The sequence below is a fragment of the Micromonospora siamensis genome, assembly GCF_900090305.1.
Taxonomy (GTDB): domain Bacteria; phylum Actinomycetota; class Actinomycetes; order Mycobacteriales; family Micromonosporaceae; genus Micromonospora; species Micromonospora siamensis.
This window is the reverse complement of the sequence record NZ_LT607751.1, coordinates 136,385-162,760: the sequence shown is the minus strand read 5'-3', so window position 1 is coordinate 162,760 and position 26,376 is coordinate 136,385. Positions and strand designations below refer to the sequence as shown.

Below are 26,376 nucleotides of genomic sequence, written 5' to 3'. Positions count from 1 at the left end.
CCGGTCCCGGGCGGCAGACTGCGGCACTGTGACGGGATCGGTACGGCTGGAGCCGGTGGACGAGCAGAACCTGGAGCCGTTGCTCTCCGTAGCGGTCGCCGAGGCCGAGCCGGCCGACGTGATGCCCCCGGTCGAGGCGCCGGCCGGCTGGTCCCAGGCCCGCCGGGACGCGTTCCGGGACTTCCACCGGGCCAGCTTCGGCGGTCTGGACGGCCCCACCCGGACCCTGATGTTCGCTGTGGTGGCCGGCGGCGAGGTGGTCGGCATGGTCCGGATGACCCGCTGCGACGCGCCGGGGGTGGTGGAGGCCGGGATGTGGCTGGGCCGCTCGGCCCGGGGGCAGGGGCTGGGCGCCGCGGCGCTGCGCGAATTGCTGAACCGGGCCGCCGCAGCCGGTATGCGTACCGTTGTGGCGGAGACGGCACCGGACAACGCGGGTGCCGTCTCGGTATTGCGGAAATGCGGTGCGAAATTGCGTTCCGGCGGCGGGAAACTGCGCGCGGAAATGTGTCTGGACTCCGTACTTCCGACCCACTGAACGGGCTGCTTGTCGTCGGGCAAGCATTTGTCCCCCGCCCTGCTCAGGGCTGCCCTGAAATCCGATTTGTGCAGTTTGCGACCGAGGCTGTCCGGCAGTCCCGATAGCTCTTCTCAGCCGCGCCTAAGCGCAGTGCGGCAATGTTTTGTGGTTGCTGCCTCGGGTACTGCCCGCCGGGTCCGCTGATACGGGACCCCGATCGCAGGCCTTTCTCGCGCTGTTCCCCGGTAGCTGTTTTTCCGGCCGCGAACGAATCGGGTGTCCGATTTCCCCGGGGAGTGAAGGAGCACGAGATGAAGAGCGGAGCACGAGTCGCGCTCGCGATCGCCGCCGGCTACGTCCTGGGCCGGCGCAAGAAGATGCGTACCGCCCTCACCCTCGCCGCGGCCGTCGCCGCCGGCCGGGCCAGCCAGCGGCCGGGCGGGCTGATGAAGGTCGGCACCGACCTGCTGAACAACACCCCCCAACTGGGCAACCTGAGCAAGCTGGGCGCCCCGCTGGCCACCGCCGGCAAGGCCGCCGCCTCGGCCGCCGCGGGCAGCGGCATCGACGCGCTCAGCGGCAAGCTGCGCGGCGGCGCGGACGCGCTGCGCCGCCGCTCCGGCGGGGGGCAGCCGGACCAGGGCGCCGACCGGCAGGACGACCAGTACGACGAGGACCAGTACGACGACGAGCAGGGCTCGGCCCCGGACGAGGAGCAGGAGCTCGACGAGCAGCCGGCGGCGGACGACCGGCGGCCGGTGACCCGCGGTCGGGGGCGATGAGGATGGCAGCGACCCAGAACCTCACCGACCGGGCCCGCGACCAGCTCGGCGGCGAGCTGCGCAACCTGGCCAGCGCGATCGGTGAACGGGCGGTGACCGTGGTGACCGAGCGGCTCACCGGCGCCACCGGTCGGCTCAGTGAGTACGCGAAGCAGGGCGGCGGTCCGGGCCTGATCGCCGCGGCCACCGGCGCGCAGAAGCTCGCCGAGGGCAACTCCCCGGTCAAGGCCATGTTCCATGCCGGCCTGGCCGGCGGTAAGGAGAAGTTGATGGCGGCCTTCGGTGGCGGCAAGGGCGGCAAGAGCGGTGGCAAGAAGCTGAAGGTCACCAACATCGTCGAGACCATCGAGGTCGGCGTCCCGGTCCGGGTGGCCTACAACCAGTGGACGACCTTCGGCGACTTCCCGAGCTTCATGAAGAAGGTCGAGCTCGCGGAGAACGCCGAAGACGAGAAGATGAACTGGAAGGCCCAGATCTTCTGGTCGCACCGCAGCTGGGAGTCGACCATCGTCCGGCAGATCCCGGACCGGCTGATCCACTGGCGGTCCAAGGGCGAGAAGGGCTCGGTGGACGGCACGGTCAGCTTCCACGAGGTCGGCCCCGAGCTGACCCGGATCCTGGTCGTCCTGGAATACCACCCGAAGGGCCTGTTCGAGCACACCGGCAACCTGTGGCGGGCCCAGGGTCGTCGGGTCCGGCTGGAGCTGAAGCACTTCGTCCGGCACGTCATGACGGTCACCGTGCTCGACCCCGACTCGGTCGAGGGCTGGCGCGGCGAGATCCAGGACTCCGAGGTGGTCAAGGACCACGAGACCGCCCTCCAGGAGGAGCAGGAGGCCCGCGAGCAGGCCGAGCAGGGCGAGGCGGAGGAGCCCGAGGAGGGCGAGGAGCAGCCCGAGCAGGAGGAGGAGCGCCGGCCCGCCGAGCGGGGCCGCCGCCGGCCGCCGCAGCGCCGCCGCCCGACCGAGGAGGAAGAGGAGTACGACGCCTACGACGAGGGCGAGGACTACGACGAGGGGTACGACGAGGAGCAGCCCGCGCCGCGCCGCCGGCAGCCGGAGCGCGCCCGCCGCGCCCAGCCCCGCCCCGAGCGGGAGTCCCGCGAGCAGCGGGAGGAGCCGCAGCGGCCCCGCCCGACGGCCCGACGCGCCCCCGAGGCGCCCCGCCGGCCGGTGGTCCGCCGTCGCCGCGAGGAGCGTGACGAATGAGCGTCGTGACGTCGGGCGGTGGCCAGGCCGGTGGCGCTTTGGAGAAGGGCGGTGCCGGCGGGCTCGCCGACGTCGTGGAGACCGTCCTCGACAAGGGGGTCGTGATCGACGCCCAGGTCACCATCGGAGTGGTCGGCATCCCGCTGTTGGAGATCAACGCGCGGGTGGTGGTGGCGAGCATCGAGACGTACCTGAAGTTCGCCGAGATGACCGACCGGCTGGACATCCAACCCAAGGAGGGTGGCCCACTCTCCGGGCTGCTGGGCGACGTGACCGGTGCGGCCCGCGAGGTCACCTCGGGGCTCGGCGACACGGTGGGCGAGGTCGGCGGGGTGGCCCGGGAGGTGGGCGGCGTTGCCGGCGGGGTCACCCGGGAGGCCAGCCGGACCGCCGGTGAGCTCGGCCGGACGGTCGGCGACACGGCCGCCGACACCACCGGGGCGGTCCGTGACCGGCCCCGCCGCCGCCGGGACGGGGAGCGCTGACATGGCGGACGAGACCGGACTGTTCATCTACGGCATCGTGCCGTCCGACGTGGAGCCGACCCCGGATGCCGCCGGGGTCGGCGACCCGCCGGGAGAGATCACCGCGGTACGGCACGGGGAGCTCGCGGCCCTGGTCAGCGAGGTGGGGCTGGAGCAGCCTATGGGCCGGCCCGCCGACCTGACCGCGTACCAGACGCTGCTGGACGGGACCGCGGCCGTCGCACCGGTGCTGCCGGTGCGGTTCGGCACCGTGGTCACCGGCCCGGACGCGGTGGAGGATCTGCTCTCCGCGCACCATGACGAGTTCGCCGAGACCCTCGACCAGCTCGAGGACCGGTTGCAGTACACGGTGCACGGCCGGTACGACGACAGCGCGCTGATCAGCGAGATCCTCGCCGGTAACGCGGACGCCGCGCGGCTGGCCGAGCAGGTACGCGGCCGGCCCGAGACGGAGACCCGGGAGGCGCGGATCCGGCTCGGCGAGATGATCAGCCAGGCCGTCGAGCTGAGCCGCGAGGCCGAGAACGGGCGGCTCGTCAACGAGATGGGCCGGTACGCCGTACGTACCGCGGTCCGGCCACCGAGCAGCGAGCTGGACGCGGTGAACGTGGCCTTCCTGATCGGGGCGGACCACGAGGAGGAGTTCCTGGCGGCGGTGGAGGACTTCGCCGAACAGCGCCGGGACCTGATCCGGATGCGGCTGCTCGGCCCGCTGGCCCCGTACGACTTCGTCGGCGCCCATCAGCTGGCGGAGTGACCGGTGGACATCCTGTGGGGGCTGCTGACCTTCCCGTACGCCCCGGTGCGCGGTCTGACCTCGGTGCTGAAGGTGATCGCCCGGGAGGCGGAGGCCAAGCAGCACGACCCGGCGAACGTCCGCCGGGAGCTGGAGGAGCTGGACCGGGCCGCGGCGGCGGGTGACATCACCACCGCGGAGCGGGACGCCGGACAGCAGCAGGTGCTGGACCGGCTGACCGGCACGGCCGGCTCCTCCGGCGCCCCGGCCGGCGGTCGGGCGACGGGCCCGGCGACCGGCAGTGGCCGGTCGGCCGGTGCCGGGGGCGCCCGGCCGGGTGGTCCGGCCGCCCGCGCCGGTGGTGCCGGGGCGCGGCGGGCCGCCACCGGGGAACGGCGGCGCGCCCGGGGTGGGCCGCCGCGACGACGAGCGGGCGAGGGAGGTGGACGCGGTGTCGGCAGGACTGATCCGCGGTGACGGCAGCCGGGGTGGCCGGGGTGAACCGGCGGGCCGGTACGAGGACGACGACGAGGACCTGGAACCGATCTCGGCCGCCGAGGCGGCGCGCGAGGGGCTGCGCCAGGTGGTCGCGCTGACCGGCCGGGACCCGCTCGGCGTCACCTCCATCCAGCCCACCGACGACGGCTGGCTGGTCGGCGTCGAGGTGGTGGAGGACCACCGGATCCCCGCCTCCACCGACCTGCTCGGCCTCTACGACGTGGAGCTGGACCTCGACGGTGGCCTGCTGGGCTATCGACGGACGCGGCGCTACCAGCGCGGCAAGGGCGACGGAGGGTGAGATGACCGGTCCGCGACCACCGGTGGTGCAGAACTCCGGCCAGGTGATGGGCGCCGGGCACGAGCCGGCGAACCTGGGGGACATCCTGGAACGGGTGCTGGACCGGGGCATCGTGATCGCCGGAGACATTCGGGTCAGCCTGCTCGACATCGAGCTGCTGACGCTGAAGCTGCGGCTGGTGATCGCCTCGGTCGACACCGCGCGGCAGATCGGCATCGACTGGTGGGAACACGACCCGTGGCTCAGCTCCCGGGCCCGCCCGCCGATCGAGCCGGGCCCGCGCGACCCCGAGGAGGTCGAGGCCGAGCGCCGCCCCCGGGTGGAGCGGGCCACGGCGAGGAGGGACTTCGATGAGTACGACCGCTGACGTCGGCCCGGTCGCCACGACCCGGCCGGAGACCGGAGCCTGGCTGCACGGGGTGGTCCGGGACGTTCCGCCGGACACGCTCGCCGAGATGGTGGGGATGGACGGCGGGAAGGTCCGCGCGGTGCACGGCGGCGGCCTGGTCGCCGTGGTCAGCGCCGCCCCCCTGACCGAGTACGGCGAGGAGCCGCTGCGCCGCAAGCTGGAGGACCTGACCTGGCTGGAGTCCGCCGCCCGGACCCACCACGGGGTGGTGGCGGCGCTGTCCGCGACCGGTGCGGTGGTGCCGGCCCGGCTGGCCACCGTGCACCGGGACGCCGACCGGGTCGCCGCGGTCCTCGCCGAGCGGCACGCGGAGCTGACCGCCGCCCTGGACCGGCTGACCGGCCGCACCGAGTGGGGCGTCAAGGGGTACGTGGTGCCCGGCGCGCCGCCGGCCGAGGAGGACGACGAACCGGCCGGCGGGGGCGGCGCGGGAGCGGCGTACCTGCGGCGGCGGCGGGCCCAGCTGACCGCGCGGGAGCAGGGGCAGCGGATCGCCGCGGACACCGCCGCCACCGTGCACGAGGCGCTCGCCCAGTACGCGGTCGCCGACCGCCGGCACGCCCTGCAGGACCGCCGGCTCTCCGGCGCGGCGACGGCGATGGTGCTCAACGGGGCGTACCTGGTGGACACCGCCGCTCTCGACGGCTTCACCGAGCTGGTCCGGGCGCTCGCCGGCCGGCACCCGCAGGTCAGGCTGGAGCTGACCGGCCCGTGGCCGCCGTACTCGTTCGTGGGCGAGGGGCCGGCCGAACAGCCGCACACCGTCCGGGACCCCGCGTCATGGTGACCCAGACCCTGGCGCCGAGCAGCGCCGACGACCCGCTGGCGTACCGGCCGGTGGCCCTGGTGGACCTGCTGGACCGGGTGCTCGCCACCGGCGTGGTGATCAGCGGCGAGATCACCATCGCCATCGCCGACATCGACCTGGTGTACGTCTCGCTGCGGGCGCTGGTCTCCTCGGTCGGCTCGCTCACCCCACCCGAGCTGCGCCCCGCCCTGCCGCCCGGGAGCCCGGGATGACCGACCCGCGGCCGGTACGGCGGGACGAGGCGGCCGAGCTGGCCGCCGCGCTGGGCGTACCGTCCTGGCAGCCGCCCCGGGTCCGCCCGCTGGACCGCCGGGTCGCCGTCGACCGGGACTCCGTCGAGCGGGGACTGGGCAGCCTCGTGCTCACCATCATCGAGCTGCTCCGGCAACTCATGGAACGGCAGGCGCTGCGCCGGGTCGAGGTCGGCGACCTCACCGACGAGCAGATCGAACGGATGGGCGCCACCCTGATGGCGCTGGAGGAGCAGATGACCCTGCTCCGCGAGCACTTCGGCCTCTCCCCGGAGGACCTGAACCTCGACCTCGGCCCCCTCGGCCCGCTGCTGCCCACCGACTGACCGGTCAGCCGGCCCGCTTCTCGGCGTACGCGGCCAGCCAGGCCACCTGGTCCGGGTCGAGGGACGGGCGGACCCGCCGACGGGCGGTCGCCACGTGCGCGGCGGTGACCGTGGCCGCGGTCAGCGACTCCCGCATCGCGGCGAGCGCCGCCTCCCGCACCAGCGCCGCGCAGTCCGCCGCGGAGAAACCGTCGAGTTCCTCGCCCAGCCCGGCCAGGTCCACGTCCTCGGCGAGCGGCACGTTGCGCGCGGCGGCGCGCAGGATGTCCGCCCGGGCCGGCCCGTCCGGCGGGGGCACGTAGACCAGCCGTTCCAGCCGGCCGGGGCGCAGCAGCGCCGGGTCGACCAGGTCGGGCCGGTTGGTCGCGCCGACCACCACCACGTTGCGCAGCGTCTCCACCCCGTCCAGCTCGGTCAGCAGGGCGGCGACCACCCGGTCGGTCGTACCCCCGTCGCTGGCCTGGCCGCGGACCGGCGCCAGGGCGTCCACCTCGTCCAGGAACACCAGCGTGGGCGCGGCCTCGCGGGCCCGGCGGAACAGCTCCCGGACGGCCCGCTCGCTCTCCCCGACCCACTTGGAGAGCAGCTCCGCACCCTTCACCGAGAGCACGTTCGCCCGGCCGGACCCGGCCAGCGCGGTCACCAGGTAGGTCTTGCCACAGCCGGGTGGGCCGTAGAGCAGCACCCCGCGCGGCGGCTGCACGCCCAGCCGGGCGAAGGTGTCCGGATAGGTCAGCGGCCAGAGCACCGACTCGGTCAGGCTCTCCTTGACCTCGCCCAGGCCACCGACGTCGTCGAGGGTCACCGCCGCCAGTTCCAGGCTGGAACCGGCCATCGTGGTCGGTCGGACCACCTCCAGCGCGGCCGAGAAGTCGGCCATCGCCACGGTGGGCCTCTCCGCCGCTCGCTGCCGCAGCGCCGCGCGGACCCCGGCCTCGCGGACCAGCGCGGCCAGGTCGGCGAGGACGAACCCGGGGGTACGCCCCGCCACCTCGTCGAGCCGGACGTCCTCGGCCAGCGGGACCTGCCGGGTGAGCACGGTCAGCTGTTCCCGGCGCAGCGCGGCGTCGGGCAGCGGCACGGTGATCCGCACCGGCAGCAGGTCCGGGCCGGTCAGGCTGGCCTGGACCTCCTCGGGCCGGCCGGTGGTGCAGACCACCGCCGCGCCGGAACGGACCAGCTCACCGACCAGTTGACCGAAGACGGTGGCCAGCGGGCCGGGCTCGGTGGCCGGGGCGAGCGCCTCGACGTCGCTGACCAGCAGCACGGCCGGACCGGCGGCACGGACCGCCGCGGCGGCCTCGCGCAGCCGGCGGGCCGCCGCGTCGTTGCTCAGCGCGGCCAGCTCCGGCGCCCAGACCGGGTGCACCCGCAGGCCCAGCGCTGCCGCGACGGCCCGGACCAGCGCCGCCTTGCCGGAACCGGCCGGGCCGCTGAGCAGCACCCCGAGCGACACCCCGGTGCCGAGCCGGTCCAGCACCTCCCGGTGGTGGAAGCCGAGGTCCAGCAGCTCGGTGAGCTGCTCGGCCTGGGCCCGGAGCCCGGGCAGCTCGTCGACGCTCGGCGCCGGTTCCGCCGCCTCCCGGGCGGTTCCCGCGCCACCGGCGGTTCCCGTCCCACGAGCGGTTCCCGCGCCACCGGCGGTTCCCGCGCCACCGGCGGTTCCCGCGCCACCGGCGGTTCCCGTGCCGGTGGAGAAGCCCGGAACCCGCTCGCCGGACCCTGCCGGGCCATGGTCGCCGAACTGGCCGCGCCCTCGGCCGTCGGGCCGGTCGGCGGTTGCCGTCCCGCCGGACCGGGCGCCGTTGCCGGTGGCCCCGTCCGGCCAGACCCCGTTGCCGGTCGTCCGGCCCGGCGGGGCCTCGTCGCCGGTGGTCCCGCCCGGCCAGGCACCCGTGCCGGCGGAACCCGCCGGCGTGCCGGAGCCACCGGCCGAGCCGTGGGTCACCGGACCGTGTTCCCAGCCGACCTCGGTCTCCATGGTGACCAGCGCGCCGACCTCGGGCTCGGCCACCGTCACGGTGAGCAGGGTGCTGGTCCAGGCGTACCCGACGGTGTTGGAGAGGCTGCGGCGCGCGGCCTCGACCAGGGCGCGGACCGACGCGTCCGGCAGGACGTCCTGCGGCAGCAGCGAGACGTCGTCCCCGGCCGTCACCACCTTGCCGAGCAGCGCGAGCCGCAGCATCTCCGGGGAGACCGCCGCGACGATCCCCACCGGGCCGGTGAGCCGCACCCGGCGGGCCGGGGTGACCGGCAGCGGCGCGACCGTCACCTGGCTGCCGGAGCGGACGCCCAGGTTGCCGAGCATCAGGTCGTCGGCGTGCAGCAGGGTGGGCCCGGCCTCCGGGCCGGCCGGCGCGACGATCCCGGCGGTCGTCCGGCGACCGGCGAGCCGGACCGGGTCGCCCGGGCGCAACGCCAGCGCGGTGAGCACCTCCGGGTGCAGCCGGACCACGCCCCGTCGGGCGTCCAGCGCCGCGGGCCGCAGCAGCGCGGTCAGGGTCAGGTGGGGTTCCGCCACCGCCCGACCCTAGCGGGCCGGCGCCCGTCCCGCCCCTGCCGTCGACGCGCCGCCGGGCCGGCGCCGCCGCGGGCAGCTTCCCGGAAGATGCTGCCTCCAGGCGTGGCGAGGCAGCACTTCCCGGGAAGTTGAGTGGATCTTCGCTGCCCGGGTCAGGTGCCCCGGTCAGTGGTCGGGGGCGGTGCCGTCCAGCAGGGACGGGTCGCGGCGGATCAGGTCGGCGAGCCGGGCGGCCGGGTCGGCCGCCTCCCGGTGGCTCTCCCAGCCCGGCGTCGGGCGCCCGGCCAGCGGCCACACCGGCGGCGGGGCCGGCGGGTCCGCCCGCACCGACACGTCACCGTCGGACGGCGCGATCCGCAGCGGGTACGTCCGCCCGTCGTACTCCACCCGGAGGGTCACCGTGACGTCCGGGTACGCGGCCAGCACCCGGCGTACCGCCTCGGCGACCTCCTCGACCGGATCCGGCCCGGCCTCGTGGCGGCCCGGGCGGGACCCAGCCTCGGCCACCGTCCCACCGACCACCCGCAACTGCCCGTCGCGCGGTCCCGCGTTCGGTCGGGCGACCGCCGGCCGGAGCACCTCCGTCGGCTCGTCGTCCGGCCGTACGGCGTCGTCGGGATCGCCGCGCCGCCGCAGCGCCTCCTGCCGTCGGGCCAGCCGGGCCAGCGTCTCGTCCAGTCCGCCTCGCATGTCGTACCCCCTCTTCCCCCTGCCGGTGCCGAGCCGTCGGTCGGCTCAGGCCCCCCGGTCCCTCGTCGCCCGGTCCAGCGCCCGGTCCAGGACGACCAGCAGGGCGTCGCGGACCGACAGTCGCTCCCGGGCGTCGAACCGCACCAGCGGCACGTGCTCGCCGATGGCCAGCGCCCAGCGGATCGCCCCCAGGTCGTGCGCCAGCCGGCCGTCGAAGGCGTTCACCCCCACCACGAACGGCAGGCCGGCCCGTTCGAAGAAGTCGATCGCGGGATAGCAGTCGTCGAGCCGGGCGCTGTCCACCACGACCAGCGCGCCGAGCGCACCCCGGGCCAGGTCGTCCCACATGAAGCCGAAGCGGGCCTGGCCGGGGGTGCCGAACAGATAGAGCTTGAGGCTGCGGTCGATGGTCACGCACCCGAAGTCCATCGCCACCGTGGTGGTGGTCTTCGCGGAGCGTACGCCCGGGTCGTCGACGCCGATCCCGGCGCTGGTCATCTCCGCCTCGGTGGTCAGCGGGGCGATCTCGGAGATGGCGCCGACCGTGGTGGTCTTGCCGACCCCGAAGCCACCGGCGACGAGGATCTTCACCGGGATCGGCGGGCTGGCCGGGGGTGTGGGCCGGACCCGGGGCACCGTGGCGGCCGGCGGCGGCACCACCGGCGGCCGGTACGCCGGCACGGCGGCCACCGGCGGCAGCCCGTGGCCCGTCGCCGGGCCGGGGCCGGCCGGCTGGCCGTAGCGGGCGGCGGCGCTGTTGGCCGAGAGCCCGCCCGGAGGGATCGGCGGCCGGTCAGGAGATCGCACGGAGTCCATCGATCACTCGCAGGATGAGGTCGGGGTCAAGGGCGTCGGGGCGGTCGTCGACGTGCACGTCGAGGTGGCCGGCGGCGCGCAGGTCGCCGACCAGGACCCGGGTCACGCCGAAGTGCAGCCTGGTCCGGGCGGAGATCTCGGCGACCGAGATCGGCTCGCCGCACAGCGCGACGATGGCCTGCAACTCGGGCGCCAGCGGGGCCGACCGGGCCGCCTCGGAGCGGGTGGTCACCTGGGTCTCCAACCCGATCGCCGGGTCGGCGCCGGCCACCCGGCCGGCGGTGAGCACGAACGGACGCGGACCGCTCGGCCCCCCGGGGGCGGACGGCGTGGGCGGCACGGGCGTCGGGTCGCCCGCGCCGGTCGGGGACGTCCGCAGGTAGGGCCGGATCCGGACGGCTGGCTCCGGGTCCGGGCCCTCGCCGGCGACGTCGGGGGTCATTGCTGGACGGCGTTCTTCAGCTCGGCGATCAGGCGGGGGGTCAGCGCGCCGCCGGCCCGGCCGGCGAACAGCGTCATCTCGTACGCGACGGTGCCCAGGTTGGCCGAGCGGTCCGCGACGACGCCCAGCACCGACCCGCTGCTGATCGCGCTGATCAGCAGGTATCCCTCGGCCATGTCGACGATGACCCGGTTGAGGCCGCCCAGCGCGTACCAGCTGGCGGCGCCGCCGGCCAGGCTGGTCATGCCGGAGACCACGGCGGCCAGCCGCTCCGCGTTGGACCGGTCCTTGATGGCCGACATGGCCATCAGCAGCCCGTCGGACGAGACGGCGATCGCCTCCATCACCCCCGCGGTGCTGGAGGTGAACGAGTCGAGCAGCCAGTTGAAGGTGCGCGCCTCCGGACTGAGTTCCGGGGCGCCGTTCTGGTGGTCGACGTTGTCGTGCAGGTAGGGACTGGTCACCGTGATGATCCCTCTTCGTTCCGGGGGCCTGGACTGACTTCGCGGAGAGCACGGGCGACGCCCGCCTCGAACTCGGTGATGAGGTCCCGCACCTGGGCCGGGTCGCCGGGGCCGGAGCTGACCGGCGGCGGGGCCGCGTGCGGGCTGACGGCCAGGTTCGCTCCGGGCACCCGGCGGCTCAGCCGTGGCCGGGTCGGAGCGGCGGCGGGCGCGGTGACCAGCGGCGTCGTGGCGGTGGGTGAGGCGACGACGGGCGCGGTGACCAGTGGGGTCGCGACGGGTGGCGGCGCGGCGGCGGGCGCGGGCGGCCAGCTGCCGGGATGGCGCTGCTCCGCCCGGCGTACCCCGGACTGGAACTCCTCGACGAGCGCGCGGGCGGCGGCCGGGTCGGCGGCGGTCCCACCCACCGGCCGGGCGGCCGGGCCGGCCGGTGGCAGGCTGGCGCCGGGTACCCGCTGCCGGAACGCCGAGGCCGGACCGGCGGGGGCCGCCGGGGTGGCCGGCGTGCCGAGCTCCAGGAACGCGGTGGTGGCCGGGGTGAGGGTCAGCGGCACGGTGTCGCCCGCCGGTGCCGTCGCGGTGCGCCGGGGCAGCGGTTCGGTGACCCCGACCGGCGCCGGCCGGTACGGGTCCACCGGCGCGGCGACGGGGTTGGCCGGCGCGAGCCGATAGGGGTCCATCGGTGGCTCGGCGGTCCCGGCAGCGGACGGCAGGAGCGGTTCGAGCGGCGCGGCGGCGGGACCGGCGGGGGCGGGGTCGGGTCGGCCACCGGAGCCGAAGGCGTCCCACGGCCGGCCGTCGGCCATGCTCCGGGTGGCCCGGTCGAGCAGGTCCGGGTCGAAGCCGGCCGGCAGTGCGACCTCGGCCGGGGAGCGGCGCTCGGGGGCCGAGGTGAGCGCCCGGCCCGGGCGGGCCGCGTCCAGCGCGATCGGTGACCGCCGGTCCCGGGCCGGCACGGTGGCCCGGGCGACCGTGGCGCCCTCCCGATCGGCCTGTCGGATGACCAGCAGCGCCGCCGGGATCTCCAGCCGGGCGGTGACGCCGCCCCCGCCGGTCGTCACCAGCTCCACGGCCAGGCCGTGCCGGCGGGCCAGCCGGCCGACCACGAAGAGTCCCAGCACCTCGGTCGGGGCCAGGTCGAGCCGTTCCCGCCGGGTCAGCCGGGCGTTCTCCTCGGCCAGCCGCTCCTCGGTCATGCCGATGCCCCGGTCCACCACGGACAGCCGGGCCCCGGTCTCGGTGAGTTCCCCGCCGACCACCACCCGGGTGTGCGGCGGCGAGAAGACGGTGGCGTTCTCCATCAGCTCGGCGAGCACCAGCACCAGGTCACCGGCGACCGCCGGCGCCGCCGAGACGCCCGGCGGAACCTGCACGTCCACCCGGGTGTAGTCCTCGATCTCGCCGAGCGCCAGCCGGACCACGTCGGCCAGTGGCACCGGGGCCACCGGGCCGTCCGCGCCGGCCGCGCCGGAGAGCACCACGAGGCTGCCCGCGTTGCGGCGCAGCCGGCTGGAGACGTGGTCGAGCCGGTAGAGCTGCTCCAGCCGCCCCGGGTCGGTCTCCTGCCGTTCCAGCTGGTCGATCAGCGCGATCTGCCGGCCGACCAGGTTCTGCGTACGGCGGCCGACGTGCCCGAACATCTGGGCCACGTTGCGTCGGCCGGCGACCTGCCGCTCCACCAGCCGGGCGGCGGTGCTCTGCACCCGCTCGAAGGCGCGGGCCAGGTCGCCGATCTCGTCCTGGGCGCGGACGTCGACCGGGTCGAGGCGGACCGGTGGGGCGCTCTCGGTCTCGTCGTCGGCGACCCGGACCAGCTCCTCCTCGGCGACCCGGGCGACCCGGTCGGCGGAGCGGGTGAGCCGGGTCAGCGGGCGGGCGACCGTCCGGGCCACCGCCATGCTGAGGCCGACCACCAGCAGCAGGATCGCCACGGCGACACCCCCGAGCAGCCAGGCGGTGGTGAGCGCCCGCCGCTGCTCGACGGTGACCTCGGCGATGACGTCCGCGACGATCTTCTTCTCGACGAACTGGCCGAGGGTGATCATGGAGCGGACGGACGGAAAGAGCGCGTCCAGCGGCACCGGGTCGATCGCGCCCACCGGGTCGCGCACGCTGTCGGTGAGGAAGGTGGGGCTGGTCCGCGCCGCGGTGGCCGCGTCGTCCAGCTGGGCCAGCTTGAACTGCTCGCGGGTGATCAGGCTGCGGAACTTGGTGTTGTCGACCTGCAACGCGGAGATGCAGGCGATGAAGCCGGCCACCACCTTGGGATCCTTGGTGGCCTTGACCAGCACGATCAGCGTGGCACAGGCGCTCAGCCCCTCGTCGGCGCGGAGCAGGTGGTCCAGCGCCAGCACCTGCTTGCCGGCGGAGGTACGGGTGTCCACGTCGTACACCAGCCGCAGCGAGTCGATCAGCGCGGTGTCCACCGGGCCGTAGGTCTCCATGATCTGCCCGGGGGTGGCCGCGCCGGCCAGCACGGCGGTCCGCAGGTCGGCCAGCCGGCGTACGCCGTCCAGGGCGGTGGCGACCGGGCCGGGCAGCTCGTCGCCGAGTTCGGCGCGCAGGTCGGTGACCCGGTCGTCGACCATGGCCGCCTTCTGGATCAGCTCGGTCCGGCTGACCCGGCCGAGCAGCAGCCCCACCGAGAGCAGCCGTTCCTGCTGGAGGTCCTGCACCAGGCTGCCGACCCGGCTGGCGACGCGGACGGTGTCGGCGATCGCGCCCGCCTGCCGGGCGGTGTCGATCCGGTCGACCACCACCGGCACGGCGAGTCCGGCCATGCTGAGCAGCGGAATGATCACCAGGAGGGCGAGCTTGCCCCGGATCCGCAGCCTAGCGAGCATCGAACGGCCCCCACGGCTCGGTCTCGCCGCCGCGGGTGGCGGCGGCCGGTTGGAGCGAGCGCGCCTCGGCGGTGTGCTGCGGGGTGCGCCGTTGCAGCGGCGGCTGCCACCGGTCGGGCTCGGGCAGGATCTGCGGACCCTCCTCGGCCCGAACCTCCTCGGTGGCCCGGCGGCGGGCCCGGCGGAACGCGGCGATCAGCACGGCGGCCAGGAGCACCAGCAGGACGACCGCGGTCGCGGTGGCGGCCACGGCCTGCCAGCGGTCCCGGTCCAGCCCGTCGATCCGCTCGCCGAGCAGGGTGTCGAGTTCGTCGAGGATGACCGACTGGAGCTGTTTGGCGGCGGCCTGCGCGTTGCGCCGGGCCGCGCCGAGCTGGCCCGGCTCGGCCGAGGTGGCGCCGGTCCGGTCGGCGGGCGCGGAGAGCGCGGCGAGCGTCTCGACGGCGCGTTGGTAGGTGTCGAGCGGGGTGAGCACGCTGGGGCCGAGGTCGGTGCTCTCCGAGCTGTCCACGGCGGCCCGCAGGTCGGCGACCAGGTCGGTGGCGGGTCCGAGGGCGGCGACCCGGACGGCGGCCAGTTCGGTGAGGCTGCGGACCCGCTCGGCGGCCGGCCGGCGGGCGGCGAGGGTGGCCAGGTCGGCGAGGCGGCCGGCGGCCACCATCGCCTCCGGCAGGTCGCCGGCGATGCCGTCCTGGAGGAAGAACGAGTCGGAGCGCGGGTCGCGGATCAGGCCGGAGCTCTCGCGTACCTTGCGGTGCAGGGCGAGGAGCAGGTCGGTGACCTCCCCGTACGCGAGGTAGGCCGCCTCCGGGTCGGTGAGGCTGCGGTCGGGCAGCGCCTCCAGCTTGGCCCGCAGACCGGCCCAGCGTTCGTGGCTGCGCAGCTCGTCGCCGACCCGGGCGTCCACCGAGGCCGCGCCCTCCACCGCCGTGGTCAGCGAGTCGCGGGAGAGCGGCTGGCCGTTGACCGCCGCGGACTGCGCGTCGATCAGGGCCTCGGTGACCGGGCCGAGGGCGCGCAGGTACTGCACGCCGAGCCGTTCCCGGGTGGCCAGGTCCCGGTCGTCGTCGGTGAGCCGGGACGCCTGGACGAAGAGGAACGCCACCGGTGCCAGCAGCGCGGTGACGAGCAGCAGCGGGAGCATCCGGCCCGGTACGGAGGGCCGCCGGCGGGCCCGCTGCGCGGGGACGGTCATGGTGGGTCTCCTCCGGCTCACGCGCGGGACGGGTGCGGTGCCGGGACACGTTCAGGCAGTCCCGCTCACCGGACCGGAAAGCTAACCCAGCCTGGCGCACCGGGGACCGGACTCGCTGGGTCAGTTTCACGTCACTTGGAGCGATGTCACCCGGAGATGACCTTGTGGGCACGGAGGGTGTCGGAGAGCGGGCGGGATGACGGGATGCGCGGCGATTTCCACCGAAGATCGGAATTCACGGGATCCGAATTCAGTTCGCTGGGACGCGCTGGACGCCGCGCGGTCGATGACACCCGCGCACCGATCGGCCCGACCGGACGGACGTACGGAGGATCCCAGGCAACACTCAGCTTCCGGGCCGTACCGTTCTCGGAATGAGGTCACCGCTGTCGGGCGCCGCGGTCCGACGTGTCCTGTCCAACCGGCGGCGGGTCGTCGCCGCGTCGGTCGTGGTCGTGCTGCTGGCGGCGCTGCTGGTCTGGCTGGCCCGGCCCGAGGGGGCGGGGTTCCGCACCGAGTCGGCGCCGGTCACCGTCCGCTCCGGGCCGGCCGGCGACGAACCGATCACCCTGGACACCACCTTCTACCTGCCCGACGGGGCCTCGGCCGGCGCGAAGGTGCCCGCGGTGCTGCTGGCGCACGGCTTCGGCGGCACGAAGGACTCGGTCCGCTCCGACGCCGAGGACCTGGTCGCCCGCGGGTACGCGGTGCTCACCTGGACCGCCCGCGGGTTCGGCCGCAGCGGCGGCCAGATCCACCTGGACAACCCGGACTACGAGATCCGCGACGGGCAGCGGCTGCTGGACTGGCTGGCCGCCCGCCCCGAGATCCGTACCGACTCCGCCGGTGACCCCCGGGTGGGCGTGGTCGGCGGCTCGTACGGCGGCGGCCTGGCGCTGCTGCTCGCCGCGCAGGACCCGCGGGTCGACGCCATCGTCCCGATGATCACCTGGAACGACCTGTCCCGGGCCTTCCTGCCGGAGAGCACCGGCAAGCCGGCCACCGAGGGCGTGTTCAAGAAGGGCTGGGCCGGGATCTTCTTCGGCGGCGGCGGGAACGCGGGCTCCGGTCCGGCCGGGCTGTCCGGCTCCACCGGCGCCGCCCAGCCCGAGCAGGCGCCCACGGCGGCCGGTGCGCCCAGCCCGCAACCCGGCGCCGGTCCGGGCAGCGGTCCGGGTCGTGGGCCGGCCGGACCGGCGGACCCGTCCTGCGGCCGGTTCGCCGCCGACGTCTGCGCCGCGTACCTGCGGATCGCCACCACCGGCCGGGCCGACCAGGCGGCGGTGGACCTGCTGCGCCGGTCCAGCCCGGCCGGCGTGCTGGACCGGATCAAGTCGCCCACCCTGCTGGTGCAGGGCGAGGCGGACACCCTCTTCCCGCTCACCGAGGCGGACGCGAACGCGCGCGGCATCGCCGCGAACGGCACGCCGGTGCGGGTGGCCTGGTTCACCGGCGGCCACGACGGCGGCGAGGGCCCGACGAGCGACTCGGACCGGGTGAAGTTCCTGACCGCGCAGTGGCTGGACCACTACGTCAAGGGCGAGGGTCCGGCCCCCGGTGACGACTTCACCTTCTCCCGGATCGCCGGCTTCGACGCCCTGGACCGGGGCCTGGTGGCGACCGGCTACCGGACCACCGACTATCCCGGGGTGGCCGGCACCGGGCGGCGCGAGATCCCGGTGAGCGGTCCGGCGCAGCCGGTCGCCAACCCGCCGAACGGCAACCCGGCGGCGATCTCCTCGGTGCCGTTCGCCGGTGCGCTCGGCTCGCTGCTCGACGGGGTGGCCGGTGACATCCCCGGCCAGCACGCCCGCTTCGAGTCGGCGCCGCTGGACCGGGCGGTGGACGTGGTCGGCGCGCCGACCGTCCAGGTGCGGGCCGCGTCGCCGACCGGCGAGGCGGTGCTCTTCGTCAAGCTCTACGACGTCGACCCGAACGGCGCCGCCACGCTCCCCGACGGGCTGGTCGCGCCGGTCCGGCTGACCGGCCTGCCGGAGACGGTGGAGGCGGCCACGCCGGTCACCGTCACGCTGCCGGCGATCGTCCGGCGGATCGAGGCCGGGCACCGGCTGCGCGTGGTCGTGGCCACCTCCGACCAGGCGTACACGACGCCGGCCCAGCCGACCGTCTACACGGTCGCGGCCGGCGACGCCCCGCTGGTCCTGCCGACGGTGACCGGGGAGCCGATCCCGACCAGCGCCGCGGTCTGGCGCTGGGTGCTGGTCGGCCTGCTGGCCGCCATCGCGGTCGGGCTCGTCGTGGTCGTCCTGCTCGCCCGCCGCCGGCACCGCCGCCAGGACAGCTCGATCCACCCGGAGTACGCGGGCGTCCCGCTCGCGGTCCGCGACCTGCGCAAGGAGTACGCGGACGGCTTCGTCGCCGTCTCCCACGTCGACTTCGAGGTGCACCCTGGCCAGGTGGTGGGCCTGCTCGGCCCGAACGGCGCCGGCAAGACCACCACCCTGCGGGTGCTGATGGGGCTGACCCAGCCGACGGCCGGCGAGATCTACGTCTTCGGGCACCGGCTGGTCCCCGGCTCGCCGGTGCTGTCCCGGATCGGCGCGCTGGTCGAGGGGCCCGGTTTCCTGCCGCACCTCTCCGGTTTGGAGAACCTGAAGGCGTACTGGCGGGCGACCGGGCGGCCGGAGGCCGACGCGCACTTCGAGCAGGCGCTGGAGATCGCCGGGCTGGGCGACTCGGTGCACCGCAAGACCCGCAAGTACAGCCACGGCATGCGGCAGCGGCTGGCCATCGCGCAGGCCATGCTGGGCCTGCCGGAGCTGCTGGTGCTGGACGAGCCGACGGACGGGCTGGACCCGCCGCAGATCGCCGAGATGCGCCGGGTGCTCCAGCGCTACGCCACCGACGGCCGGGCGGTGCTGGTCTCCAGCCACCTGCTGGCGGAGGTGGAGCAGACCTGCACCCACGCGGTGGTGGTCAACAAGGGTCGGATCGTGGCCTCCGGGCCGGTCGCGGAGATCGTCGGCGAGTCGCCCAGCGTGCTCTTCGACGTCACCGACCCGGACGCGGCGCGGGCCGTGCTGGACCGGTTGGACGGCGTACGGGTGCTGCCCGACGCCGACGGCGGGCTGGTGGTGGACACCAACGGCACCGCCCGCAGCGAGGTGGTGGCCGAGCTGGTCCGGGCCGGCATCGGGGTGGACCGGGTGGTGCCGCGAAGGCGGCTGGAGGACGCGTTCCTCGCCCTGGTGGGCGAGAACTCTCGGGGAAGCGGTGACCGGTGATGGCGGGCTCTGATGTCGACACGCGTCTCGGCCCGGCCGGGGCGGCCCCCGGTTACCGGCCGTCGGCGACGATGCCGTTCGTCGCGGAGTTCCGGCGGCAGGCGTCGCGGCGGCGTACCCAGTTGGCGCTGGGGTTCATGGTGCTGCTGCCGATCATCATCCTGATCGCGTTCCAGTTCGACTCCGGCGACGACGACAACGGGCGCAACGAGTTCGCCAGCCTGGCCGAGCTGGCCACCTCGGGCGGGCTGAACTTCACCCTCTTCTCGCTGCTGGTGTCGGCGTCGTTCCTGCTGGTAGTGGTGGTGGCGCTGTTCTGCGGTGACACCGTGGCCAGCGAGGCGAGCTGGGGCAGCCTGCGCTACCTGCTGGCGGTTCCGGTGCCCCGGGCCCGGCTGCTCACGGTGAAGCTGGTGGTGGCGCTGGCGTACTCGCTGCTGGCCCTGCTGCTGCTCGCCGGCACCGCCCTGCTCGCCGGCTCGCTGCGCTACGGCTGGTCGCCGCTGCGCAGCCAGGTCGCCGCCGAGCTGGCGCCGGGGCAGGGCCTGCTGCGGCTGCTGGCGGTGCTCGGCTATCTGGCGGTCGTACTCCTGGTGGTGGCCGGCCTGGCGTTCCTGCTGTCGGTGACGACGGACGCGGCGCTCGGCGCGGTCGGCGGCGCGGTGCTGCTCTGGATCCTGTCCAGCATCCTGGACCAGATCACCGCGCTGGGGGTGCTGCGGGACTTCCTGCCGACCCACTACAGCAGCGCCTGGCTGGGGCTGCTGTCGACGCCGATGCAGACCGACGACGTGGTGCGGGGGACGATCTCGGCGGTCAGCTACGCGACGCTCTTCTGGGGGCTGGCGTTCTGGCGCTTCACCCGCAAGGACGTCACCTCGTAGCGGCGTCGGCCGTCGCGATGCGTTCCGGATTCGAACGACTAACTCAGAGTTAAAGGTTCCTACGGTCACCTCGATCCGTGTGCCAGAGCATGACCGACCGCAGGGTCCTGCATACGCGGACGGGCGGGTGGAGCGGTTGACGGCCAGTGGGCCTCGCATCGGGATGCGGTACTGCGGCTGCCCTGGCTGACGCTGTGCGTCGAGGGCCTGGTTGAGGGGCGCCAGGGCTGCTGGGCCAAGGCTGATGGACAGCAGCAGCAAGCAAGGAGATGCCACCCTCGCTAGCAAGAGGATGTTTGGCGAGTGATCCCGCTATGCCCGAAGCGCTGGCTGCGAGGGAGGCACTACCTTGTCAAGCTGCCGCTCAAGGCTGAGCGGGTCGTCGAAGAACTCGACGTCGCTGACGGTACGGAGTTCGGCGACGATCGCCGGTGGCCAATCATGCGCGGAGCCATCTAGCGCGGCGACTCGGCTCTCTCTGGCAATCTTGGACAGGCCGAACACGTGGTAGCAATGCTCAGCTGCTTGATCCGGGTCGCGTAGGCTGACGGCCTGAACGTATGCCGCCTTGCCGTCGTTGGCAACCCGAAGCGTGACGGAGCGGCTCCGCCCTGACTCCAAGGGAATCGGGGCGTCTCGCTGAAGCTTTCGGCTGCGCCCAGCCCAAGCGGTCACCCGATCTGTGACTCGGTCGACGAACTTTATGCCTGCTTGGCGGGGGGCAAGCCATCTGAGCTGGTCTACTCGTAGCGACGCCTGGGCGACATCCAACACGAGCTTGCCCAGATCATCGGTGATGCCGAACGTGGTGATCTCACCGGCTGCAGCATTGACTCCGTTCAGGCCGCCGCTGGCCATGATCTCAGCGAACGCCTCAGCGGCGCGACCAGCGGACAAGTTCACACCGGCCATGGTCAAGAGAGATGCGGCCGCAGCACGATCGGTCACCCGGTAACCGGATCCCATCGGCTCAACCAGCACCCGTACGCCGTCGCCGTCGCCGTAGGTCAATGGCAGGTCGACAAGCAGGCCGTCGCCGTACGGGTACACCACCGTGTTGTCGTTGACGGCCCGGAGGACAGCGCCGATGACAGTTGAGGCGTCCACGACCATCCCCCTCCTCATGGCTCGCGCCAGACGAAGTCGTCGCCGATCGCGATGAAGCACTCCGCAGCGAACGCTTCCAGGATCGCACGATACGTCCCAGGTGCGACCCTCGGTTGAAGCGGAACGGCAGGTATGTCGTCCGGCTCGTAGGCGCCCTCGTCGCCCCCGCCAGGCTCGCTCCGATGCTTGTGCGTGCCTGGGAAAGGGCGGTGGGGGCTGTTGATGCACAGTCTTCGAGCAGAGAAGCCGAAGCGACCGTCTCCCGCGAGATACTGAAGCGTCGGCTCGCTCGGTTTGAGCTCATTGACCATCATGCGAAGTCGACACGGAGCGAGTACCCGGAGGGCCGTGTTGACCTGAAGGGCACCTTCTCTGACGATCCGGTTCTTGGTGGTCCAGGTGATGCCACCTACGGTTACCGCCCCCGCGAGGGGCGACAGGAGGGTGCCAAGATTGGCCGTCGTCATCAAGTGGGACACCTGCCGACTCATAACCGCGCCCCTTCTCGCCTCCCAGATGGCGACGTGAGGCCGCCTCGTTCTGTGTCCGACCGGACACTATCGGAGACTGTCGTCATGGTGCTGCCTCGTGTGCGCGGCGAGTCGTTGACCTGACATCGGCGAATAGGGCAGGTGCCCCTCCTTCCGACATCTGTGTCGACCACGCGAAGGTCTCAGCACTGGTCGGGTCGCCGAGGCGCGCCATGTTGTCAGTTCGGCCCTTCGAGAGTCCGGAGCAAGGCGTTCCAGGGCTAACGGGAGAGGAGCGGGGCGCAGGCGTTCTCAGCCCGCCCGATTGGTGGGCTCGCGGTCGGGGAGGACGGCGTCGAGCAGGCCGGGGTAGTGGCGGTCGATCTCGTCGCGGCGCAGCCGGACGTGCCGGCTGGTGCCCGCGACCCGGGTGCGGGTCAGCCCCGCCTCGCGCAGCACCTTGAAGTGGTGGCTGCGGGTGGCCTTGGAGACGCCCAGTTCGAAGGTGCCGCAGACCCGTTCGCCGTCCTCGGCGAGGGTCCGCACGATCCGGAGCCGGACGTCGTCGGCGAGGGCGGCGAGCACGGCGGTCACCGGCACGTCTCTCAGTTCGGGCTCGTGCAGCTCCATGTGAGCATGGTAACCGATGTTCGACATCCGTCGAACAAGCTCCTAGGGTCGGTGCGGTTGGTTCGATGAAACTCGAACATAGGAGCCGCGATGCGATCCCGTCCCGCCGCCATCTTCCCGCTGATCGCCGTGCTCGGCTGGGGGGCCACCTTCCCCGTACTGGCCAGCGCGCTGTCCCGGGTCGACGCGCTCAACCTGAGCGTGGCCCGCTACGCCCCCGCCACCGCCGTCTTCGTCGTCCTGCTGCTGCTCCGCGAGGGGCGCGCCGGGCTGCGTGCCGACGGTCGGCTCGGGGAGGTCGTCACGCTGGGCATCGTCGGCTTCGCCGGGTTCAACGTGCTGGCCAACCTGGCCCTCGGCTACGCCGCCCCGCAGCAGGTCGCGCTCTTCGTGGCGACCAGTCCGCTGCTCACCCAGCTGGTCCGGTGGGCCCGCGACGGGGTACGCCCCCGGCCGGCGCTGCTCGCGCTCTCCCTGGTCGCCCTGGTCGGGGTGGGCCTGGTGATCACCCGTGGCCGGCTCGACGGGCTCGGCCAGTTCGGCGTCGGCGGGCTGATGATGCTCCTCGGCGTGATCGGGTGGGCGGTCTACACACACGGCGCCGGCCGGTTCGCGCAGTGGTCGCCGCTGCGCTACACCACGCTGACCGCGCTCACCGGCACCGCCGCCATGCTCGCCGTCAGCGTCGCCGCCGACCTGGTCGGTTGGCAGCACGCGCCGGCCGCCGCCGACCTCGTCGCGGTCGCCCCGCAGCTGGCGTACGCCGTGCTGGCCGGCTCGGTGATCGCGGTGCTGGCCTGGAACACCGGGGTACGCCGGCTCGGCGCCGCCAACGCCGCCCTGTTCATGAACCTGGTCCCGGTGGTCACCTTCGCCGTGCAGATCGCCCGCGGCTACCGGCCCGGCGTGGTGGAGCTGGCCGGCGCGGGGCTCACCATCGCCGCGCTGGTCGCCGCGAACCTGGTCACCCGTACCCGCCCGGCGGTCGTACCCGTGGCGACCCGCAGCCACGCCGCACCGGCCGGTACGGCGGTGACCGACCGGACCGCCGTCACCGACCCGGTGGCCGTGGTCGCCCGCTGACCCGGCGGCGGTTCACACCGTGGGACGGCGGGTGGGCGTACGGCGCGGGCCTGCCTAGACTCGGCGGCACAACTGCATACCTCATCCAGAGGGGCTGAGGGATACGGCCCGACGACGCCCCGGCAACCACCCCGTGCGACTCGACGCAGAGCGCGACGGGGCAGGTGCCAATTCCGTCCCCGCCGCAGGGTGCGACGCGGGGAAAGATGAGAGGACCCTCGACATGACGTCGACCCTTCCCGCCACCGGCATCGACACCACGGCCAGCCCCGCCCGCGCCCTGGTCTGCCGCGCCTGCTCCGCCCGCTACCCGCTCGCCGCGCAGCACGCCTGCTACGAGTGTTTCGGGCCGCTCGAGGTCGACTACGACACCGCCGCGCTGGCCACCGTCACCCGGGAGCAGATCGAGGCCGGCCCGGCCAACATCTGGCGGTACGCGGCCCTGCTCCCCGCCGGTCAGGACCCGGCCACCCGGGTCACCCTGGACCCGGGGCTCACCCCGCTGGTGGCCGCCCCGCACCTCGCCGCCGAGCTGGGCCTCACCGCGCCGCTCTGGGTCAAGGACGACAGCGCCAACCCCACCCACTCCTTCAAGGACCGGGTCGTCTCGGTCGCGCTGACCGCCGCCCGGGCGCTCGGCTTCACCCGCTTCGCCTGCGCCTCCACCGGCAACCTGGCCAACTCGGTGGCCGCGCACGGCGCCCGGGCCGGGGTGCCCTCGGTGGTGTTCATCCCCTCCGACCTGGAGCAGGGCAAGGTGGTCACCACCGCCGTCTACGGCGGCGAGCTGGTCGCCGTCGACGGCTCGTACGACGACGTGAACCGGCTCTGCGGGGAGCTGGTGGAGACCGACGAGTTCGAGGACACCGCTTTCGTCAACGTCAACGTCCGGCCCTACTACGCCGAGGGTTCCAAGACCCTCGGGTACGAGGTGGCCGAGCAGCTCGGCTGGCGGATCCCCGCCCAGGTGGTGATCCCGATGGCCAGCGGCGAGCTGCTCACCAAGATCGACAAGGCGTTCTCCGAGCTGGTCGAGATCGGCCTGGTCGAGGCCCCGGCCGACGGCTGGACGGTGTTCGGCGCCCAGTCGGCCGGCTGCAACCCGATCGCCGCCGCCCTGCACGCCGACACCGACAGCATCACCCCGGTCAAGCCGACCGGCATCGCCAAGTCGCTGAACATCGGCGACCCGGCCGCCGGCCTCTACGCCCTGGAGGCGGTCCGCCGCACCGGCGGCTGGATGGAGTACGCCGACGACGAGGAGATCCGGGCGGGCATCCGCCTGCTGGCCCGTACCACCGGCGTCTTCGCCGAGACCGCCGGCGGCGTCACCGTGGCCGTGCTGCGCAAGCTCGTCGAGTCCGGCCGCCTCGACCCCGCGAAGGAGACGGTCGTCTTCAACACCGGCGAGGGCCTGAAGACCCTCGACGCGGTGGCGACCCAGGTCGGCCCCACCCACCGCATCAAGCCGTCGCTGCGCGCCGCCCGCGACGCCGGCCTCCTCTCCTGACCGCTGTCCCTTCGTCGATCAAGGAGTTTGCGTCGCCGGGAGGGTCGTTTCCTGACGCGAACTCCTTGGTCGACTCGGCTGGGCGGGGGAGGGGCGGATCGCCCGGGCGGGGGATGGGGGAGAACCGGTGGGTAACCGGGGATTTGCTGTCAGTGCCGAAAAAGTCGCCGACAAGGACTTGACGGCAGGATTCGGGCGGCGCAAGATGCTCCGTGCGGGAGGGCGTTTCGCCGGAGACTTTTGAAGTTCTTACGACCCAACGCCGGAGGCGTTGTGCGATCGTCCCTCCCGACCAACCTCCGAAGGGGCCGGCGGAAATCCGCCGGCCCCTTCGTCGTTTCCCGGGCTGCCGTCGATCCGACCTGTGACAGGGCTCTACTGATCCTGACCCCTTCTGTTGCATGATGGCGGGCATGACGGAGACCCCGCACCCCCTCTACGACAGGCACGCCGACACCCTCAACCGTGCGCTGACCGCGATCACGGAGCGCGGGTACTGGTCCGCCTACCCGGAGTCCCCCAGCCCCAGGGTCTACGGCGAGACCGCAGCCGCCGACGGCAGGGCCGCCTTCGAGGCGTACCTGAACGGCGATTTCGTCCTGGACCAGCCGACGGACGGCGGCACGGTCGCCACCGAGGCCAGCCCGTTCGGGCTGGAGCTGAACGTCCGCTATCCGCACGCCGACGCCGATCAGCTGGTGGCCGCCGCGACCGCCGCCCTGCCGGCCTGGCGGGACGCCGGCCCGCAGGCCCGCACCGGGGTCTGCCTGGAGATCCTCGACCGGCTGCACAAGAACATCTTCGAGCTGGCCAACGCGGTCCAGTTCACCAGCGGCCAGGCCTTCGTGATGGCCTTCCAGGCCGGCGGCGCGCACGCGCTGGACCGCGCCCTGGAGGCCATCGCCTACGCGTACGCGGAGATGACCCGCCACCCGGGGACGGCCGGCTGGGAGAAGGCCGCCGGCAAGGGCGACCCGCTGCGGATGACCAAGACGTTCCACGTGGTGCCCCGCGGCGTGGCCCTGGTGATCGGCTGCAACACCTTCCCCACCTGGAACTCGTACCCGGGGCTCTTCGCGTCCCTGGTCACCGGCAACCCGGTGGTGGTCAAGCCGCACCCGCGCGCCGTGCTGCCGCTCGCCATCACGGTGAGGTACGCCCGCCAGGTGCTCGCCGAGGCCGGCTTCGACCCGAACCTGGTGCAGCTCGCCCCCGAGGCGCCGGGCGAGAAGCTCGCCACCACGCTGGCCCTGCACCCGGCCGTCAAGATCGTCGACTTCACCGGCTCCACCGAGTACGGCGACTGGCTGGAGGCCAACGCCCGGCAGGCCGTCGTCTACACCGAGAAGGCCGGCCTGAACACGGTCGTGATCGACTCCACCGACGACTTCGCCGGGATGTGCCGCAACCTGGGCTTCACCCTGACCCTCTACAGCGGCCAGATGTGCACCACCTCGCAGAACATCCTGATCCCCCGGGACGGCATCGCCACCGACCAGGGGCACAAGAGCTTCGACGAGGTGGCCGGCGGCATCGCCGCGGCGGTCGGCAAGCTCACCGCCGACCCGGCCCGGGGCGTCGAGCTGACCGGCGCGATCGTCAACGACGGGGTGCTGGAACGGCTCGACGAGGTCACCAAGGTCGGCGAGCCGGTGCTGGAGTCGCGGACCGTCGAGCACCCGGCCTTCCCCGGCGCGGTGGTGCGTACGCCGACCGTGGTCAAGCTGGACGCCGGCGACACGGCGACCTACTCGCGGGAGTGGTTCGGGCCGATCTCGTTCGCCATCGCCACCGACTCCACCGAGCACAGCCTGCGGATCCTCCGCGAGACGGTGGGGGAGAAGGGCGCGCTGACCGCGGGCGTCTACTCCACCGACGAGGCGGTGCTGGACGAGGCGGAGAAGGCGGCGATCGACGCGGGCGTGCACCTGTCGGCGAACCTGACCGGCGGGGTGTTCGTCAACCAGTCGGCGGCGTTTTCCGACTTCCACGGGTCCGGGGCCAACGCCGCGGCGAACTCGGCGCTGACCGATGGGGCTTACGTTTCCAACCGGTTCCGGATCGTGCAGAGCCGTCGGCACGTCTGAGGTTGCGGTTGGGGTTTCCGGGGGAGCCCACCCCGCTCCAGGCGGTCAGGCTTGATCCTTCCGCG

26 protein-coding genes and 1 riboswitch are annotated in these 26,376 nt (G+C 73.8%); of the genes, 16 read left to right on the top strand and 10 right to left on the bottom strand.

The window, feature by feature from the left end:
* Positions 1-28 precede the first annotated feature (28 nt).
* From GA0074704_RS00715 to GA0074704_RS00665, 11 genes are all read left to right on the top strand, one after another.
* Positions 29-538 (top strand): GNAT family N-acetyltransferase, encoded by a 510-nt coding sequence (locus tag GA0074704_RS00715; RefSeq protein WP_088968697.1) that lies wholly within the window; start codon positions 29-31, stop codon positions 536-538.
* A 293-nt stretch (positions 539-831) separates the two neighbouring features.
* Entirely contained in the window at positions 832-1,302 is a 471-nt protein-coding gene (locus GA0074704_RS00710) for a hypothetical protein (RefSeq protein ID WP_088973356.1), read from the top strand.
* A 2-nt stretch (positions 1,303-1,304) separates the two neighbouring features.
* Complete coding sequence (locus GA0074704_RS00705; RefSeq protein ID WP_088968696.1) at positions 1,305-2,510, top strand: SRPBCC family protein; 1,206 nt, start codon at positions 1,305-1,307, stop codon at positions 2,508-2,510.
* Positions 2,507-2,995, top strand: a complete 489-nt coding sequence (gene gvpJ / locus GA0074704_RS29920) for a gas vesicle protein GvpJ (protein ID WP_088968695.1) — start codon at positions 2,507-2,509, stop codon at positions 2,993-2,995. The genes GA0074704_RS00705 and gvpJ overlap by 4 nt, the downstream gene beginning before the upstream one ends.
* A gap of 1 nt (position 2,996) precedes the next feature.
* Complete coding sequence (locus GA0074704_RS00695; RefSeq protein ID WP_157743563.1) at positions 2,997-3,752, top strand: GvpL/GvpF family gas vesicle protein; 756 nt, start codon at positions 2,997-2,999, stop codon at positions 3,750-3,752.
* 3 nt (positions 3,753-3,755) lie between these two features.
* Positions 3,756-4,208: a gas vesicle protein GvpG gene (locus tag GA0074704_RS28640; RefSeq protein ID WP_197697580.1), complete on the top strand. Its 453-nt coding sequence runs from the start codon at positions 3,756-3,758 to the stop codon at positions 4,206-4,208.
* Positions 4,183-4,530 (top strand): gas vesicle protein GvpO, encoded by a 348-nt coding sequence (locus tag GA0074704_RS00685; protein ID WP_197697579.1) that lies wholly within the window; start codon positions 4,183-4,185, stop codon positions 4,528-4,530. The genes GA0074704_RS28640 and GA0074704_RS00685 overlap by 26 nt, the downstream gene beginning before the upstream one ends.
* Before the next feature lies 1 nt (position 4,531).
* Positions 4,532-4,897: a gas vesicle protein gene (locus tag GA0074704_RS29915; RefSeq protein WP_088968693.1), complete on the top strand. Its 366-nt coding sequence runs from the start codon at positions 4,532-4,534 to the stop codon at positions 4,895-4,897.
* Positions 4,881-5,726 (top strand): GvpL/GvpF family gas vesicle protein, encoded by an 846-nt coding sequence (locus GA0074704_RS00675; protein WP_088968692.1) that lies wholly within the window; start codon positions 4,881-4,883, stop codon positions 5,724-5,726. Before GA0074704_RS29915 ends, GA0074704_RS00675 begins: the two co-directional genes overlap by 17 nt.
* Positions 5,720-5,959 carry a gas vesicle protein gene (locus GA0074704_RS00670; protein ID WP_088968691.1) on the top strand — a complete coding sequence of 80 codons (240 nt, stop codon included), beginning with the start codon at positions 5,720-5,722 and terminating at the stop codon, positions 5,957-5,959. The genes GA0074704_RS00675 and GA0074704_RS00670 overlap by 7 nt, the downstream gene beginning before the upstream one ends.
* On the top strand, positions 5,956-6,324 hold the full coding sequence (locus GA0074704_RS00665) for a gas vesicle protein K (protein ID WP_088968690.1): 369 nt from the start codon (positions 5,956-5,958) through the stop codon (positions 6,322-6,324). The genes GA0074704_RS00670 and GA0074704_RS00665 overlap by 4 nt, the downstream gene beginning before the upstream one ends.
* A gap of 4 nt (positions 6,325-6,328) precedes the next feature.
* Here GA0074704_RS00665 and GA0074704_RS29280 read toward each other — a convergent pair whose 3' ends face one another.
* The 7 genes from GA0074704_RS29280 to GA0074704_RS00625 form a co-directional block, all read right to left on the bottom strand.
* Positions 6,329-8,845: an AAA family ATPase gene (locus GA0074704_RS29280; RefSeq protein WP_231926719.1), complete on the bottom strand. Its 2,517-nt coding sequence runs from the start codon at positions 8,843-8,845 to the stop codon at positions 6,329-6,331.
* Between the two features lie 165 nt (positions 8,846-9,010).
* Positions 9,011-9,535 carry a hypothetical protein gene (locus tag GA0074704_RS00650; RefSeq protein ID WP_088968689.1) on the bottom strand — a complete coding sequence of 175 codons (525 nt, stop codon included), beginning with the start codon at positions 9,533-9,535 and terminating at the stop codon, positions 9,011-9,013.
* Between the two features lie 45 nt (positions 9,536-9,580).
* The gene (locus GA0074704_RS00645) at positions 9,581-10,351 is read right to left on the bottom strand and encodes a GTP-binding protein (RefSeq protein ID WP_197697578.1); all 771 of its coding nucleotides are present in this window, start codon (positions 10,349-10,351) and stop codon (positions 9,581-9,583) included.
* Entirely contained in the window at positions 10,329-10,793 is a 465-nt protein-coding gene (locus GA0074704_RS00640; protein ID WP_088968687.1) for a DUF742 domain-containing protein, read from the bottom strand. Before GA0074704_RS00640 ends, GA0074704_RS00645 begins: the two co-directional genes overlap by 23 nt.
* The gene (locus GA0074704_RS00635; protein WP_088968686.1) at positions 10,790-11,257 is read right to left on the bottom strand and encodes a roadblock/LC7 domain-containing protein; all 468 of its coding nucleotides are present in this window, start codon (positions 11,255-11,257) and stop codon (positions 10,790-10,792) included. The genes GA0074704_RS00640 and GA0074704_RS00635 overlap by 4 nt, the downstream gene beginning before the upstream one ends.
* Positions 11,254-14,100 carry a sensor histidine kinase gene (locus tag GA0074704_RS00630; RefSeq protein ID WP_088968685.1) on the bottom strand — a complete coding sequence of 949 codons (2,847 nt, stop codon included), beginning with the start codon at positions 14,098-14,100 and terminating at the stop codon, positions 11,254-11,256. The genes GA0074704_RS00635 and GA0074704_RS00630 overlap by 4 nt, the downstream gene beginning before the upstream one ends.
* The gene (locus GA0074704_RS00625) at positions 14,090-15,295 is read right to left on the bottom strand and encodes a hypothetical protein (RefSeq protein WP_088968684.1); all 1,206 of its coding nucleotides are present in this window, start codon (positions 15,293-15,295) and stop codon (positions 14,090-14,092) included. Before GA0074704_RS00625 ends, GA0074704_RS00630 begins: the two co-directional genes overlap by 11 nt.
* Positions 15,296-15,669: 374 nt before the next feature.
* On the opposite strand from GA0074704_RS00625, the gene GA0074704_RS00620 reads away from it, so the two are divergent.
* Positions 15,670-18,540, top strand: a complete 2,871-nt coding sequence (locus GA0074704_RS00620) for an alpha/beta fold hydrolase (RefSeq protein WP_088968683.1) — start codon at positions 15,670-15,672, stop codon at positions 18,538-18,540.
* Positions 18,540-19,424 carry an ABC transporter permease gene (locus GA0074704_RS00615; protein ID WP_088968682.1) on the top strand — a complete coding sequence of 295 codons (885 nt, stop codon included), beginning with the start codon at positions 18,540-18,542 and terminating at the stop codon, positions 19,422-19,424. Before GA0074704_RS00620 ends, GA0074704_RS00615 begins: the two co-directional genes overlap by 1 nt.
* Positions 19,425-19,736: 312 nt before the next feature.
* Here GA0074704_RS00615 and GA0074704_RS00610 read toward each other — a convergent pair whose 3' ends face one another.
* From GA0074704_RS00610 to GA0074704_RS00600, 3 genes are all read right to left on the bottom strand, one after another.
* A complete protein-coding gene (locus tag GA0074704_RS00610; RefSeq protein WP_157743562.1) occupies positions 19,737-20,537 on the bottom strand; it encodes an FHA domain-containing protein in 801 nt (266 codons plus the stop codon).
* Positions 20,538-20,545: 8 nt separating this feature from the next.
* Positions 20,546-20,998 carry a hypothetical protein gene (locus GA0074704_RS00605; protein WP_157743561.1) on the bottom strand — a complete coding sequence of 151 codons (453 nt, stop codon included), beginning with the start codon at positions 20,996-20,998 and terminating at the stop codon, positions 20,546-20,548.
* A gap of 315 nt (positions 20,999-21,313) precedes the next feature.
* A complete protein-coding gene (locus GA0074704_RS00600; protein ID WP_088968679.1) occupies positions 21,314-21,631 on the bottom strand; it encodes an ArsR/SmtB family transcription factor in 318 nt (105 codons plus the stop codon).
* 90 nt (positions 21,632-21,721) lie between these two features.
* Between GA0074704_RS00600 and GA0074704_RS00595 the strand changes: the two genes are divergently transcribed.
* The 3 genes from GA0074704_RS00595 (at position 21,722) to paaN (ending at position 26,311) form a co-directional block, all read left to right on the top strand.
* Entirely contained in the window at positions 21,722-22,714 is a 993-nt protein-coding gene (locus GA0074704_RS00595) for a DMT family transporter (protein ID WP_088968678.1), read from the top strand.
* Between the two features lie 78 nt (positions 22,715-22,792).
* A riboswitch (SAM riboswitch) is annotated at positions 22,793-22,927 on the top strand.
* A gap of 10 nt (positions 22,928-22,937) precedes the next feature.
* The gene (thrC, locus tag GA0074704_RS00590; protein ID WP_088968677.1) at positions 22,938-24,224 is read left to right on the top strand and encodes a threonine synthase; all 1,287 of its coding nucleotides are present in this window, start codon (positions 22,938-22,940) and stop codon (positions 24,222-24,224) included.
* Positions 24,225-24,637: 413 nt separating this feature from the next.
* Positions 24,638-26,311 carry a phenylacetic acid degradation protein PaaN gene (gene paaN, locus GA0074704_RS00585; protein WP_172880299.1) on the top strand — a complete coding sequence of 558 codons (1,674 nt, stop codon included), beginning with the start codon at positions 24,638-24,640 and terminating at the stop codon, positions 26,309-26,311.
* The last annotated feature ends 65 nt before the right edge of the window (positions 26,312-26,376 follow it).